Here is a 14,115-nt window from a genome sequence, read left to right as displayed (position 1 = left end):
AGGTTTTGGCCGTCGTGGGTCGGGCCTTGCGGAAGGCGCCTGGCGGCTCCACCTGATCCTGCTGAACAACAAAAGGACTGCGCTGTCCGGTTTGCCTTCGGGCCGGCCGCGAAGACACCCGCGCCCATGGCCAACAACTTCCTGACCAAAATCTTCGGCTCCCGCAACGACCGGCTGCTCAAGCAGTACCGGCGGACCGTGGAGCAGATCAACGCTTTCGAGCCGAAGCTGGAACCGCTCTCCGACGAACAGCTGCGCGCCAAGACCGAGGAGTTCCGCGAGCGCCTGGCCAAGGGCGAGACGCTGGACGACCTGCTGCCCGAAGCGTTTGCCGTCGTGCGCGAGGGCTCCAAGCGCGTCATGAAGATGCGCCACTTCGACGTGCAGATGATGGGCGGCATCGCGCTGCACCAGGGCAAGATCGCCGAGATGGGCACGGGCGAGGGCAAGACCCTGACGGCGACGCTGCCGGTGTACCTGAATTCGCTCTCGGGCAAGGGCGTGCACGTGGTCACGGTCAACGACTACCTGGCCAATCGCGACGCGATGTGGATGGCCAGGCTGTACAACTTCCTGGGGCTGTCGGTGGGCGTGAACCTGCCGCAGATGCCGCGCGAGCAGAAGCAGCAGGCCTACGGTTCCGACATCACGTACGGCACCAACAACGAATACGGCTTCGACTACCTGCGCGACAACATGGTGTACGAGACCGGCGACCGCGTGCAGCGCAGCCTGAACTACGCCATCGTCGACGAGGTCGACTCGATCCTGATCGACGAGGCGCGCACGCCGCTGATCATCAGCGGCCAGGCGGAAGACCACACCGACCTGTACCTGCAGATCAACAAGGTCGTGCCCCTGCTCACCAAGCAGGAAGGCGAGGCCGATCCGCGCACCGGCGAGGGCGTCACCAAGCCGGGCGACTTCACGGTGGACGAGAAGACGCGCCAGGTCTTCCTCACCGAGGGTGGCCACGAGAACGCCGAGCGCATCCTCGCCAACCTGGGGCTGATCCCCGAAGGCGCGACGCTGTACGACCCGGCCAACATCCAGCTGATGCACCACCTGAACGCGGCGCTGCGGGCCAACCACCTGTACCACCGCGACCAGCACTACGTGGTGCAGGACAACGAGATCGTCATCGTCGACGAATTCACCGGCCGCCTGATGCAGGGCCGCCGCTGGAGCGAGGGCCTGCACCAGGCCGTGGAAGCCAAGGAAGGCGTGCAGATCCAGCCGGAAAACCAGACGCTGGCCTCGATCACCTTCCAGAACTACTTCCGCCTGTACGGCAAGCTCTCCGGCATGACCGGCACGGCCGACACGGAAGCGTACGAATTCCAGGAGATCTACGGCCTCGAGACCGTGGTGATCCCGCCCAACCGCCCGAGCAAGCGCGACGACCAGCTCGATCGCGTCTACAAGACCTCGCGCGAGAAGTACGAGGCGGCGATCCACGACATCCGCGAATGCTACGACCGTGGCCAGCCGGTGCTGGTGGGCACCACCTCGATCGAGAACTCGGAAATCATCGCGCAGCTGCTGGAGAAGGCGGCCCTGCCGCACCAGGTGCTCAATGCCAAGCAGCACGCGCGCGAGGCGGACATCGTGGCGCAGGCCGGCCGGCCGAAGATGGTGACCATCGCCACCAACATGGCAGGCCGCGGCACCGACATCGTGCTGGGCGGCAACGTCGAGAAAGCCGTGGAGGCCATCGAGCTCGATGAGACCATCGATCCGGCCGCCAAGCAGATCCGCATCGCCGAACTGCGCAAGCAATGGGAGCAGGATCACCAGCAGGTGGTGACGCTCGGCGGCCTGCGCATCATCGCCACGGAGCGGCACGAAAGCCGCCGGATCGACAACCAGCTGCGCGGCCGCTCGGGCCGGCAAGGCGACCCGGGCTCTTCGCGCTTCTACCTGTCGCTGGACGATCCGCTGATGCGCATCTTCGCGGGCGACCGCGTGCGTTCCATCATGGAGCGCCTGAAGATGCCCGATGGCGAGGCCATCGAAGCGGGCATCGTCACGCGCTCCATCGAGAGCGCGCAGCGCAAGGTGGAAGGCCGCAACTTCGACGTGCGCAAGCAGTTGCTGGAGTACGACGACGTCTCCAACGACCAGCGCAGGGTGATCTACCAGCAGCGCAACGACATCCTCGACGCGCAGGCGCTGGGCGCCCAGATCCAGGCGCTGCGCGAAGGCTGCTTCGAGGACCTGGTGCACCAGTACGTGCCGCCGGAGTCGGTGGAAGAGCAATGGGACCTGCCCGGTCTGGAGAAGACGCTGGCCGAGGACTGGGGCATCGCCCTGCCGCTCACGCAGATCGTCGAATCGTCGGCGGCCATCACCGACGAGGACATCGTCGAGAAGGTGGTCGCGGCCGCCAACGAAGCCTTCGACGCGAAGGTGGAGATGATCGGCGAAGCCAACTTCACGCACTTCGAGCGCATGGTGCTGCTGCAGACCATCGACTCGCACTGGCGCGAGCACCTGGCCGCGCTCGACTACCTGCGCCAGGGCATCCACCTGCGCGGCTACGCGCAGAAGCAGCCGAAGCAGGAATACAAGCGCGAGGCCTTCGAGCTGTTCGGGCAGATGCTCGATGCCGTCAAGAACGAAGTGACGCGCGTGCTGATGACCGTGAAGGTGCAGTCCAGCGACCAGATCGAACAGGCCGCCGACGACCTCGAGCAGCGCGCCGAGCGCATCGCCAACGTCACCTACACCGCGCCGACGGACAGCGGCGAAGTGCAGAGCGTGCTCGATGAAGCCACGGCCGTGGCGCAGCGCCCGCAGGGTGCAGCCACCGCCGCGGGCTTCGCAGCCGCGGCCGGCGGCATGCCCCGCGTGGGCCGCAACGATCCCTGCCCCTGCGGCAGCGGCAAGAAATACAAGCAATGCCACGGGCAATTGACCTGAGCAGCAGGCGCGGCTAAGCCGCTGGAGTAACGTTCTGTAAGCACCCTGTCATTGTTGACAGGGGTGCTGGCGCTCAAGCGGGCGTCTTTGCCTCCAATGGAAGACTTCTGAAAACAACAGGGAGTTCTCCATGGGCGTCGTTGCCAATAAATTCACCAATTCGCCCCCCATCCCTGCCGCGGAACCGGGCCTGTCCTCCCACCTGCGCAAGCGCATCGAAACGCAATTCCGCGAGCGCTGGGAAAACGAGTGGGGCCGCAAGTTCGTCACGCACGGACGCGCACCGGGGACCGATGCCGTGCGCCTGGACGGCAACGATTACCTCTCGGTCACCGGCCGCCCCGAGATCCTGCAGGCGCAGCTCGATGCGCTGCGCCACAACCGCGAGTTCATCGTGCAGTCCGGCGTGTTCCAGCTCGATGGCAGTCCCACGTCTCGTTTCGAGGCGGCGCTGGCCGAGTACGTGGGCAAGCAGGGCGCGCTGCTGTGCCAGTCCGGCTACACCGCGAACCTCGGGCTGATCCAGGTGATCGCCGATGCGCAGACGCCGGTGTACCTCGATAGCCTGGCGCACATGTCGCTGTGGGAAGGCGTGCGGGCCGCCGGTGCGCCGGCGCATGCGTTCCGCCACAACGACCCCGACCACCTGGCCAAGATGGCCAGTCGCCACGGCCCCGGGCTGGTGATCGTCGACTCGGTCTACAGCACGACCGGTGCGCTGTGTCCGCTGGAGCAGATCGTGGAAGTGGCCGAGGCGCAGGGCTGCATGATCCTGGTGGACGAGTCGCACTCGCTGGGCACGCACGGGCCGCAGGGACGGGGCTTGTGTGCCGAACTCGGGCTCACGCATCGGGTGCACTTCATCACGGCGAGCCTGGCGAAGGCCTTTGCCGGGCGGGCAGGCTTCTTCACCATGCCCGACGAACTGCGGCCTTACCTGATGTGCCACAGCTATCCGAGCATCTTCAGCTCCTGCCTGCTGCCGCACGAGATCGCGGGCCTGGCGGCCACGCTGGAGGCGGTGCGCGAAAGCGATGCGGCGCGTGTTTCCCTGCGCCGCCACACGCAGCGCATGCGGCAGTCCCTGAGCGACCTGGGCTATCCGATCCATCACGGCAGCGAGCAGATCATCTCGCTGGAGGCGGGGCCGGAAGTGGATACGCTGGCGTTGCGCGATGCGATCGAGGCCCGCGGCTTGTTCGGGGCGGTCTTCTGCGCCCCGGCCACCAGCCGCAACCGCTCGATGGTGCGCCTGACGCTCAATGCCTCGTTGACCGACGCCGAAATGAGCCACGTCGAAGCGGTGGCGCAGGAAGTTGCGCCGCTGGTGAAGCCGTGGGAATGGCCGATCGCGAAGCGTCAGCGGGCGAAGGGGGCTGAGTGAGGCTGGAGGCGGTACAGACCGTCTTTGAACGCAGAAAGCGCAGAAGTGACGCAGAAGACGCAGAAAAAGACAGAAAAACCATCAAGGGATCCTTGGGCTTTTCTGCGACTTCTGCGCAACTTCCGCGTCTTCTGCGTTCAGAGAAGACCTTTCCGCACCAGCGATGTCAATCCTGCACGTGCCGTTTCGGCTGCCTGGCCAGCCACTTGCCGTAGCTGTTGTCCGGGTCCGGGCCGCTGGGGGTTTCGACCGGGAAGAGCGCGCCCAGCAGCGTGCCCTCGCCCACCGGGAAGGCATTGACCAAGGCAATCGGCTGCGTCGACGACAGCGCCTGGCGCAGTTCGATGTCGGCCAGCTTGGCGCCGCTGCGGATCTCCTCGACGCCGGCCGACCCCACGTTTGCGACCTCCGCCAGTTCCGCCAGTGCATGCAGGCCCTGGCGCGTCTCGAGCTGCAGCCAGCCGATGCGGCCCTGTGCGTCCATGCCCAGCACGCCGAAGGGAGCGCCGATCACCACGTGCTCCACCCAGTTCTTCGCGCAGAAATTCGTGAGCCACGCGTCGACGCCCGGTGCGCGCAGCAGCGTGCTCTGCTCGGGATTGAGCGTCGAGCGCCAGATCTGCGCATGCCGCGCATGCGACGTGAACAGCAGCTGCTCCACCGCTTCGATCAGGCGGCGCGAGATGTCCTGCGTCTGCTTGGGAATGAACTGGTCGATCAGCCCGCGGTTGAACGCGCGCACCGCCACCTGCTCGTCGGCCTGGCCGGTCAGCAGCACGCGCGCGCCCGGCCAGTCGCCGAGTTCGGCCAGCACCTGCAGTCCGTCCATGCCCGGCATCGAAAAATCCACCACGCACACGCGCGACAGCGCATACCGTTCGGTATACCGTGACCAGTAGGCCAGCACCTGCGGGATCAGGGGCTTGCCTTCGCGCCACAGGCCGATCAGCTGCTGCTGGTTCCAGGCGTCCGCCTCCCAGAAGGGCGGCTCCTGCAGCAGGTGCGCAATGGCCTCCGTGGGCCGCACGAACAGCTTCAGGTACCAATGCCGCGGCAGCACCAGGGCGAGCATCTCCAGGTAGTCGGGGTCGTCGTCGAGGAAGACCACGGTACCCGGGCGATGGAACAGGGGAAACGTCATGCGAGGTGCATTGTCCTATGCGATGGGCAACTCGATCGTGAACACCGCTCCACGGTGCGGTGCGGACTTGACGCGAATGGCCCCTTGCGCGCCCTGCACGACGCGCTGGCAGAAGGCCAGGCCCAGGCCATGACCGGTACCACGGTCCGTCGAGAAGAAGGGCTGGAAGATCCGCTTGCGCAGGTCGGGGTCCATGCCCACGCCGTTGTCGGTAAAGACGATGCGGCCGCGATTGCCGTTGTTGCCGACCTGGATCAGCAGGTCGCCCGGCTGGCTGGCCGAGGACGCGGCCGCCAGCGAGCGCAGCGCGTTCTTGGTGAGGTTGTCGACCACCTGCGAGAACAGCTGGCGGGAGCCGAGGAAGTGGAAGTCGTCGTGCACCTGCACCACCACCGACTGCCGCTCGCGCGTGCTGCGGTACGGGTAGTCGGCGACGGCCGAGCGCACCAGTTCGCCGGCGGCGATGCGTTCGGCGTTGCCGGCCAGCCGCATCAGGCGCGCGTTGGTGATCTGCATGTCGATCTGGTGGTTCATGTTGCGCACCAGGCTGTTGAGGCGTTCCGCCAGCAGCTGCAGGCGTTCGCCGCTTTCGCCGGTGTGCTGCGGCGCCTCGTTGCGCAGCGCCTCGCCAATCAGCTGCATCGTGGCCAGCGGCGTGCGCAGTTCGTGGGCCATGATGCCCATGGTGCCGAGCGTCGAATTGAGCTGCTCGCGCCGCAGGTTGGAGGAGGAGATGCCCAGCGTGAGCGCCATGAACCAGCAGAAGGCCAGCACCACCGTGTTGGTCAGCGCATGCTCGAGGCCGATCGCGGGCGTGGGCGGCCCGAAGGCCTCGAACATCAGCCAGGCGATCACCAGCCCACTGGCGGCGCCGGGCGTGGCAATGCGCCAGTCGGTGAGGTGGTAGTAGATCAGGAACATCGCGCCCAGGCTGGCCAGCCAGACCGGGTTGCCGCTGTTGCAGAAGTACATCCACGAGAAGAACCAGGGCAGCGTCAACCAGAAGAGGACGCTGAAGGTCACGGCGGCGCTGCGGCTGGGCGGCGAGGCCGTGACGCCGGGGATCACCAGCAGGCTCAGGCCGGCCAGCGCCATCACCAGGCGCAGCATGAGGCTCTCGTAGGGTTGCGGCAGCCAGTCGCCCCACGCGATCCAGAACAGCGGATGGCCGACCATCGTCGAGACGCCGAGGGCGCGGATGCGCCATTGCGAGGGATGGAGCACGGGCTCCATCAGCGGCCGCAGCAGTTCGCTCGATGCCCAGAGGCGCAAGCGGTGGTTCAGCGATTCGAATATCGCGCGCGGCGGCATGGAGTAGGGTGGCCGGTGCAGATCCTCATTCATGGGCGGTGGTCCGAAGGTGATATTGTCACAGCCCAGCGGTAGTTCCGAAGAAACGCAATGGGGATCCCTGTTAACTTTGACAGTGTCAGCCTCGACGGCATCCTCAGCGACTGGGTGGCTGCCCTGCGCGAGTTCTCCGTCGAGGCGGTCGCCGTGCTCGGGCCCGACCCCTTCGGGGGCAGCGACGACCGCCAGGTGGTCGCCGTGCATCCGCCCCTGGTGACCGAGGCCGCATCGGCGTTGGCCGAAAGCCGCGACTTCGGGGCGCGCTGGCGCGACTCGGATGCACCGCTGGTGGCCTGGCAGACCATCGCCAAGTCCGATCCGCAGCGCACCAGCCGCTGGCGCATGCTGTGGCTCGCGCATGGCTACCAGACGGTCGTGCGGGTGGAGTTTCCGCTGCCGGCCGGCCGCGCCTTCGAGTGTTTCATGTTCAGCCCGCGCGAGCTCACCGGTCGCACCGAGGCCGCGCTGCTGGCGTGGTCGGCCCTGAATATCTGGCCGCTGGTGCGGCGCTCGATCGTCGCGGCGCGCTCCACGCTCAGCCCGCGCGAGCGCGAATGCCTGGAGCTTGCCTTCGAGGGCAAGACCGCCCGCGAGAGCGCTCAGCAGCTGCATTGCAGTGAGCGCACGATCAACTATCACCTGGCCAATGCGATGAGCAAGCTGCGGGTGGACAACAAGATGGCGGCCATCCAGCGCGCCTGCTGGCTGGGTGCGATCTAGGGTCTTCCCGGACCCAGCTCATCCTCCGGGATTACCATTGCGCCATGTTCGACGACTCCCATGACCGGACGGCATCCCTGATGACGCCCGCCAGGCTGGCGCAGATGAAGGCGCGGCCCAGGCCGGCGCCATCGCCCGCCGCCTGGCTCGACCAGTTGGCCACGGGGGCCGGCGCCGGTCACGTCCGCCGCCTGCTGGACCTGCGGCATCAGCTCTCCGCGCTGCTGCACGCCGGCGAGGTGCACACCATCGCCGGCGCCTGCCAGGCGCTGCACGAGGCGCTGGACGAGGTCGATTTCTCGCTGGTGCAGCCGCGCGGCTGGATCGCGCGGCTGGCCGGCGGCGGCAAGGAGGCGACGGCCCGCTTCGCGGCGCAGCAGGCGCGGGTCGTGCAGGCCGGCGACGCGCTGGTCGGCGAAGTGCGCACGCTGCAGAAGGAGCAGGAGGTGCAACGCACCGCGGTCGAACGCACCTTGCTCGATTGCGAGGTCGAACTGCGCGCGATGGAGAAGATCCTGGAGCAGGGTACGCGCTGGCTGCAGGACATGCGCAGCCAGCTCGAGGCGCGGCCGCCCGAGGCCGACGAGGCCGCGCAGCGGCAGTTGCGCGATGACACGGCGCGCTGCGATTTGCTGGTGACACGCCTGCAGTTGTTGCGCACTGCGGCCACCGCGGCGCAGCAGCTGCTGCAGCATGGCCGTGCGGCCTGCAGCGCGCGCACGGCGCTGGCGGCGCGCTGTCGTCATTCGCTGGATGAAGAGTGGCCGGCCTGGCGCCGGCAGGCGGCCAGCCTGGCCGACGAGGCCGCGGCGCGGGGCTGTACCGGCGAGGGCGTGGAAGCCGCGCGCGCCGCGCTGGCCGCCCTGCGCACCGCCTTGCAGGCCGCAGGCGCGCAAGCGCGTGCCGTGCAGGTGCAGGACCGCGCATTGGCCGACGAGGTCGCTGGCCTGCAAGCGCCGCTGCAGGCGGCGGCCTGAGAAAGCACGCGGATGCCCTTCCTCGCAGTGGACATCGGCAACACGCGCCTGAAGTGGGCCATGTATCCCGATGCCGCGGTCGGCGCCGAGCCGATGGCCACGGGCGCGGAGTTCCTCGAAAACATCGACAAGCTGGCTGACGGCGAGTGGTCGCAGCTGCCGCCGCCGGACCGCATGCTGGGTTGCTGCGTCGCAGGTGACGCGATCAAGCGGCGCGTCGAGGAGCAGATGGAGGAGCAGTGGATCGTCCCCGCCCACTGGGTGGTGGCCAGCGCGGCCGAGGCCGGCATCGTCAATGGCTACGACCATCCCACGCGCCTGGGCGCCGACCGCTGGGTCGGGATGATAGGCGCGCGCCAGCGCATGCTGGCCTGCGGGCCCGAGCGGCCGATGGTGGTGGTGATGGTGGGCACGGCGGTCACGGTGGAAGCGGTCGACAGCGAGGGCCGGTTCCTGGGCGGCTTCATCCTGCCGGGCCACGGCATCATGCTGCGCGCGCTGGAAAGCGGCACGGCGGGCCTGCACGTCCCGACGGGCGAGGTGCGGGTCTTTCCCACCAACACCAGCGACGCGCTCACCAGCGGCGGCACCTTCGCGATCGCCGGGGCCATCGAGCGCATGGTGCAGCACGTGCGGCATCGCTGCGGCGCGGAGCCGGCCTGCTACATGACCGGAGGCGCGGGCTGGAAGATGGCCCCGCACATGTCGGTGGCCTTCGAGTTGCTGGAGAGCCTGATCTTCGACGGGCTGCTGGTGATCGCGAGTTCGCGGGCGGTGGCTTTGTAGAGTTTCGTAGGCTGGGCTGCCACAGGCACCCCAGCGCTTGCGCGCGGATCGCTGGGGTGCCTGCGGCAGCCCAGCCTACGATGCAGCGCGCCCTACCCTAGCCAGCCAGGCCTTCCACCGCCTGCAGCAAGGCCTCCCGCCCCTGCGCCACGATCTGCTCGCGCCACCCATCGGTGTCGGTATAAAAGGCCGCCAGCATCTGCGCGCGGATGGGTTGCGCCACTTCCGGCGGCGCCTCCGGATGGCGGTTCAACCACTGCTCGCCGCGCAGCGCCTGGAAGGTTTCCATGACCGGCACGGTGCCGTATTCCAGGGCCATGCCGGTGTACTCCGCCTGCGGGCACTCGTCGTAGACCGACGTGAACATCAGCCCGGTGAGGAAGGCCGACGTCGACGAGCCGTCGTAGATCGAGGTAACGGGGGTGCGGCCCTCGCCGCCCCACCAGGCGCTGGCGCGCGCAGTGGCCGCGGGGTCGTCGCGGCCCGCGTAGATGCGCTCGCCCACGCCGTTCGGGCCCAGGCCGGTGTGCAAGTCGATCCATGCAATGCGTGCCGCGCGCCGCCCATGGGTGCGCAGCACCTCGCGCAGTGCCAGGTTGCTCCAGGTCGGTGCCCGACCGCCGTAGAAGAGGCCGTCGGCAAACTCGTACTGGCCGCCCGAGATCGCCGCCTGGTAGGCCTTCTCGCCCTTTTCGGCGACGTAGCGGCCTATGGTGCGCATGTTGTCCTCGGCGGGCGGCCACTGCTCGGGAACCAGCAGCGAATGCAGTTCGGCGTACGCGGGGTTCTCCGGTAGCGGCCGCGAAAAGTCGTGGAAGTTGCGATTGAGGTCGACGTTCTCGTGCGTCGTGCGCCGCATGAACGAGAAGCCGTAGGGATTGAGCGCGTGGATGTACAGCACGGCGACGCCGGCCTCGCCAGCGCGCGCGCGAAACTGCGCATCGCGCAGCGCCGCCACCTGCACGCCGCTGCCGCAGTAGCCCTCGACCCCGTGGCAGCCGCTGCTGACCACCAGCAGCTTGCCGGCACTCGGGTGCCCGTGGCGGGCGACGTCCATGGCCAGCGGCTCGCCTTGCAATCCGGTCAGCGGATGCGGCTTCGCTTCGACCAGCAGGCCGGCCTCCCCGGCCGCCTGCAGGAATTTCTCGCGTGCCTCGGCGTACGAGCGGGCAAAGGGGGAGTCGACCCCGCTCATGCGCGCTCTTTCGCCAGCCACTCCTCGGCCAGCCGCACCCAGTAGGTGGCGCCCAGCGGAATCAGGTCGTCGTTGAAATCGTAGCTCGGGTTGTGCAGCGTGCAGGGACCGGCACCGTGGCCGAACTCGCGGTGCGAGCCGTCGCCGTTGGCGATGAAGCAATAGGCGCCGGGCCTGGCCTGCAGCATGAAGGCAAAGTCCTCGGCGCCCATCGTGGGCTCCTGCGTCAGCACGTTGTCGGCGCCGACGATGCCGGTCATCACCTTGCGCGCGAATTCCGCCTCGGCCTGCGAATTGACCGTGGCCGGGTAGTTGCGCTTGAACGCGAACTCGCAGACCGCGTCGTGCGCCGCGCACATGTGCTCCGCGATCTGCTGCATCCGCTGCGCGATCAGGTCCTGCACCTCTTCGCGGAAGGCGCGCACCGTGCCCTGCAGCTCGCACGAGTCGGGGATCACGTTGGTGGCCGCGCCGGCATGGATCATGGTGACCGACACCACGCCGGCATCGATCGGCTTGAGGTTGCGGCTGACGATGGTCTGGAAGGCCTGCACCATCTGGCAGGCAACGGGCACCGGGTCGATGCCCAGGTGGGGCATGGCGCCGTGCGCGCCCTTGCCGCGGATGGTCACCTTGAATTCGGCGGTCGACGCCATCACCGGCCCGCCGCTGACCGCGAAGCGGCCGACCTGTCCGCCCGGCCAGTTGTGCATGCCGAAGACGGCGTCCATCGGAAACTTCTCGAACAGGCCGTCCTTGATCATCTCGCGGGCGCCGCCGCCGCCTTCTTCCGCCGGCTGGAAGATCAGGTAGACGGTGCCGTCGAAGTGGCGGTTCTTGGCGAAATGCCGCGCCGCGGCCAGCAGCATCGCGACGTGGCCGTCGTGACCGCACGCATGCATCTTGCCGGCGTGCTGGCTGGCGTGCGCGAAGGTGTTGAACTCCTGCATCGGCAGGGCGTCCATGTCGGCGCGCAGGCCGACCGCGCGCTTCGAGCTTCCGTTTTTCACGATGCCGACCACGCCCGTGCCACCGAGTCCGCGGTGCACGGGAATGCCCCATTCGGTGAGCTTGGCGGCGACGAGGTCGGCCGTGCGCACCTCCTCGAAGCACAGTTCGGGATGGGCGTGAATGTCGCGTCGCACGGCGGCCATGGACGCGGCTTCGGTGACGATGGAGTCCAGGAGCTTCATGGGGTGGGGAGACTGCGGAGGGAGGCTTGCAGTCTACCGAGCTGCAAGTCGCGTGCCTATCAGGACTTTCCGGGACAATGGCGCATGGCAGTTTCCCCCAGGGCACCGCGGGCCCTCGAACTCGCGCGCACGCTGGTCGGCTTCAACACGGTCAGCGCCAATTCCAACCTCGACCTGATTCACTGCATCCGCGACGTGCTCGCGCCCCTGGGCGTGAAGTGCCGCCTCAGCTACAACGCGGAGCGCACCAAGGCCAACCTGTTCGCCACGCTGGGCGAGGGCAAGCCGGCCGGCATCGTGCTGTCCGGCCACACCGACACCGTGCCCTGGGACGGGCAGGACTGGTCGGTCGATCCCCTGGGCGGCGTGGTGCGCGACGGCCGCCTCTACGGCCGCGGGTCGGCCGACATGAAGGGCTTCATCGCGACCGCGGTGGCGCACGCGCAGTTGTTCCTCGAGAGCGATGCGCCGTTCGCGCTTCACTTCGCCTTCAGCTACGAGGAAGAGATCGGCTGCTTCGGGGTCAAGGAACTGATCGCCGACCTGCGCGAGGCGGGGATCGCACCGCTGGCGTGCATCGTCGGCGAGCCCACCAGCATGGTGCCCGCCATTGCGCACAAGGGCGTGTACCGCTACCGCTGCTGCGTCCGCGGCAAGGAGGCGCACTCGTCGCTCACGCCGCAGTCCGTCAACGCCATCGAGATGGCGGCGCGCGTGGTCGGCCGCGTGCGCGACCTGGCCGAGGGCTTCGAGCGCGAGGAGCCGCGCTACGACGGCTTCGACGTGCCCTTTTCGACCGCGAGCGTCGGCCAGTTCCATGGCGGCATCGCAGACAACGTGGTGCCGCGCGACGCCGAGTTCCGCTACGAATTCCGCGACCTGCCCACCGCGGATGCACGCGCGATGCAGGAGCAGGTGGTGGCCTATGCGCGCTCGCTCGAGCCGGCCATGCAGAAGGTGGCGCCGGACACCGGCATTCGCTTCGAGACGATCTGCGAGATCCCGAGCTTCCTCGGCTCGGCCGACGACGCGGTGACGCGGCTGGCCATGCGCCTGGCCGGCGAGCCGCGCACCACGCAGGTGGCCTTCGGCACCGAAGCGGGGATCTTCAAGGGCGCCGGCATCCGCACGGTGGTGTGCGGGCCGGGCAGCATCCGGCAGGCGCACCAGCCCGATGAATACGTGAGCCTGGAGCAGTTGCTGCGCTGCCAGGCGTTCATGGAGGGCTTGGCCGAAGTGCGGGGTTTGTGACCGCCCTCAGGTGCGCACGCGGCCGTCGGCCGTCAACATCGACAACTCCACGAACTTCGACGCGACGTGGTCGGTCGGCGAGAACGAGACGTTGAAGCCGCCGAAGGATGCGTTGCCCAGGCTCTCCAGGCCGGCGATCAGGCCGTCGCGGGTGGGCTTGGGCGACCCGCGCTTGAGGCCCTCGACCATCGCCCTGGCCGCCAGGTAGCCCTCCATGCTGGAGTAGTTGGCCTGGTAGTCCGCGCCGCCCTTCTTCACCGCGTCGATGAATTCGCGGGCGATCGGCCGGGCCGTGCTGTAGGGGGAGGGCACGACCTGCGAGACCACCACGCCAGCGGCATCCTTGCCCAGTTCGTCGGCCAGCGCCTGCGTGCCGACGAAGGACACGTTGAAGAAGGTGCCGCCGAAACCCGCTGCCCGCGCCGCGCGGATGAAGGCGGCACACGACTTGTACGCGCTCACCTGCACCACCGCATCGGGCTGCGCCGCCACCAGCGTCTTCACGGCCTGGGCCACGTTCACCGAGTTGCGCTCCACCGTCGCGGTGGCAACCGGCGTCATGTTGCGCGTCTTCAGCGCCAGCAGCACGCCGTCGAGCCCGGCCTTGCCGTAGGCATCGTTCTGGTAGAAGACCGCGATCTTCTGCAGCCCCAGCGAGGTGAGCTGCTTGACGATCACCTCGGTCTCGTCGTTGTACGAGGCACGGATGTGGAAGGCATAGCGGTTGAAGGGCTGGCGCAGCGCCATCGCGCCGCTGAAGGGCGCGCAGAACGGCACTTTCGCGGCGGTGGCCAGCGGCAGCGCGACGAGGCTCGTCGGCGTGCCGATATAGCCGAACAGCGCAAGCGGATCCTCGGCGATCAGCTTGCGGGTGTTGTCGGCGCAACGATCGGGCTCGTAGCCGTCGTCGAGCTTGGCCAGCTCGATCGGGCGGCGATGGACGCCGCCCTGGGCGTTGACCTGCTCGAAGTACAGCCGGGCGCCCTGGTGGAACTGAATTCCCAGCTGGGCGGCTGGGCCGGTGAACGGCGCGGACTGCGCAAAGAGGATGCGCTCGGTTTGCGCACGCAGGGCGGGAGCGCCCAGCAGGGCGACGGCGGCCCCGGCGGCACGGGTGAAAGTACGGCGGTTGAGCATGATGTTGGAATTGTCGTGTCCGGGCTGTCGTTTCGCTGTCCGGGAGGCCAGCGGGCTTG

General features: G+C 68.1%; 11 protein-coding genes. 6 read left to right on the top strand and 5 right to left on the bottom strand.

The window, feature by feature from the left end; all coding sequences use genetic code 11:
- The first annotated feature begins 126 nt into the window (after positions 1 to 126).
- Both secA and cqsA read left to right on the top strand, forming a co-directional pair.
- Positions 127 to 2,922, top strand: coding sequence for a preprotein translocase subunit SecA (secA, locus tag JWP60_RS18985; RefSeq protein ID WP_299794882.1), 2,796 nt, complete (start codon positions 127 to 129; stop codon positions 2,920 to 2,922).
- A gap of 130 nt (positions 2,923 to 3,052) precedes the next feature.
- Positions 3,053 to 4,306 (top strand): alpha-hydroxyketone-type quorum-sensing autoinducer synthase, encoded by a 1,254-nt coding sequence (gene cqsA, locus JWP60_RS18980; protein WP_299794880.1) that lies wholly within the window; start codon positions 3,053 to 3,055, stop codon positions 4,304 to 4,306.
- Between the two features lie 166 nt (positions 4,307 to 4,472).
- On the opposite strand, the gene JWP60_RS18975 is transcribed toward cqsA, so the two are convergent.
- On the bottom strand, positions 4,473 to 5,447 hold the full coding sequence (locus JWP60_RS18975) for a response regulator (RefSeq protein WP_299794878.1): 975 nt from the start codon (positions 5,445 to 5,447) through the stop codon (positions 4,473 to 4,475).
- Positions 5,448 to 5,462: 15 nt separating this feature from the next.
- On the bottom strand, positions 5,463 to 6,791 hold the full coding sequence (locus tag JWP60_RS18970) for a HAMP domain-containing sensor histidine kinase (RefSeq protein WP_299794876.1): 1,329 nt from the start codon (positions 6,789 to 6,791) through the stop codon (positions 5,463 to 5,465).
- A 57-nt stretch (positions 6,792 to 6,848) separates the two neighbouring features.
- On the opposite strand from JWP60_RS18970, the gene JWP60_RS18965 reads away from it, so the two are divergent.
- From JWP60_RS18965 to JWP60_RS18955, 3 genes are read left to right on the top strand one after another with little or no spacing between them, the layout of a single operon-like run.
- Positions 6,849 to 7,517: a LuxR family transcriptional regulator gene (locus tag JWP60_RS18965; protein WP_299794874.1), complete on the top strand. Its 669-nt coding sequence runs from the start codon at positions 6,849 to 6,851 to the stop codon at positions 7,515 to 7,517.
- A 44-nt stretch (positions 7,518 to 7,561) separates the two neighbouring features.
- Positions 7,562 to 8,494, top strand: coding sequence for a hypothetical protein (locus JWP60_RS18960; RefSeq protein WP_299794872.1), 933 nt, complete (start codon positions 7,562 to 7,564; stop codon positions 8,492 to 8,494).
- Positions 8,495 to 8,506: 12 nt separating this feature from the next.
- A complete protein-coding gene (locus JWP60_RS18955) occupies positions 8,507 to 9,280 on the top strand; it encodes a type III pantothenate kinase (RefSeq protein WP_299794870.1) in 774 nt (257 codons plus the stop codon).
- Between the two features lie 97 nt (positions 9,281 to 9,377).
- On the opposite strand, the gene JWP60_RS18950 is transcribed toward JWP60_RS18955, so the two are convergent.
- A complete protein-coding gene (locus JWP60_RS18950) occupies positions 9,378 to 10,475 on the bottom strand; it encodes a M14 family metallopeptidase (RefSeq protein WP_299794868.1) in 1,098 nt (365 codons plus the stop codon).
- Complete coding sequence (locus JWP60_RS18945) at positions 10,472 to 11,668, bottom strand: M20 aminoacylase family protein (RefSeq protein WP_299794866.1); 1,197 nt, start codon at positions 11,666 to 11,668, stop codon at positions 10,472 to 10,474. Before JWP60_RS18945 ends, JWP60_RS18950 begins: the two co-directional genes overlap by 4 nt.
- Before the next feature lie 84 nt (positions 11,669 to 11,752).
- Between JWP60_RS18945 and argE the strand changes: the two genes are divergently transcribed.
- Positions 11,753 to 12,919, top strand: a complete 1,167-nt coding sequence (argE, locus tag JWP60_RS18940; protein WP_299794864.1) for an acetylornithine deacetylase — start codon at positions 11,753 to 11,755, stop codon at positions 12,917 to 12,919.
- Between the two features lie 6 nt (positions 12,920 to 12,925).
- Here argE and JWP60_RS18935 read toward each other — a convergent pair whose 3' ends face one another.
- A complete protein-coding gene (locus tag JWP60_RS18935) occupies positions 12,926 to 14,056 on the bottom strand; it encodes an ABC transporter substrate-binding protein (RefSeq protein ID WP_299794861.1) in 1,131 nt (376 codons plus the stop codon).
- Between the last annotated feature and the right edge of the window lie 59 nt (positions 14,057 to 14,115).

Source organism: Ramlibacter sp., from assembly GCF_028291745.1.
GTDB lineage: Bacteria > Pseudomonadota > Gammaproteobacteria > Burkholderiales > Burkholderiaceae_C > Ramlibacter.
This window is presented reverse-complemented; position numbering and strand designations above follow the sequence as displayed.

Excerpts from the sequence above, each read along its gene's own strand:
- JWP60_RS18955 (WP_299794870.1), top strand. The coding sequence starts at position 8,507 with ATGCCCTTCCTCGCAGTGGACATCGGCAACACGCGCCTGAAGTGGGCC.
- argE (WP_299794864.1), top strand. The coding sequence starts at position 11,753 with ATGGCAGTTTCCCCCAGGGCACCGCGGGCCCTCGAACTCGCGCGCACG.
- JWP60_RS18935 (WP_299794861.1), bottom strand. The coding sequence starts at position 14,056 with ATGCTCAACCGCCGTACTTTCACCCGTGCCGCCGGGGCCGCCGTCGCC.
- JWP60_RS18970 (WP_299794876.1), bottom strand. The coding sequence starts at position 6,791 with ATGAATGAGGATCTGCACCGGCCACCCTACTCCATGCCGCCGCGCGCG.
- JWP60_RS18975 (WP_299794878.1), bottom strand. The coding sequence starts at position 5,447 with ATGACGTTTCCCCTGTTCCATCGCCCGGGTACCGTGGTCTTCCTCGAC.
- JWP60_RS18945 (WP_299794866.1), bottom strand. The coding sequence starts at position 11,668 with ATGAAGCTCCTGGACTCCATCGTCACCGAAGCCGCGTCCATGGCCGCC.
- JWP60_RS18965 (WP_299794874.1), top strand. The coding sequence starts at position 6,849 with ATGGGGATCCCTGTTAACTTTGACAGTGTCAGCCTCGACGGCATCCTC.
- JWP60_RS18950 (WP_299794868.1), bottom strand. The coding sequence starts at position 10,475 with ATGAGCGGGGTCGACTCCCCCTTTGCCCGCTCGTACGCCGAGGCACGC.
- secA (WP_299794882.1), top strand. The coding sequence starts at position 127 with ATGGCCAACAACTTCCTGACCAAAATCTTCGGCTCCCGCAACGACCGG.
- JWP60_RS18960 (WP_299794872.1), top strand. The coding sequence starts at position 7,562 with ATGTTCGACGACTCCCATGACCGGACGGCATCCCTGATGACGCCCGCC.
- cqsA (WP_299794880.1), top strand. The coding sequence starts at position 3,053 with ATGGGCGTCGTTGCCAATAAATTCACCAATTCGCCCCCCATCCCTGCC.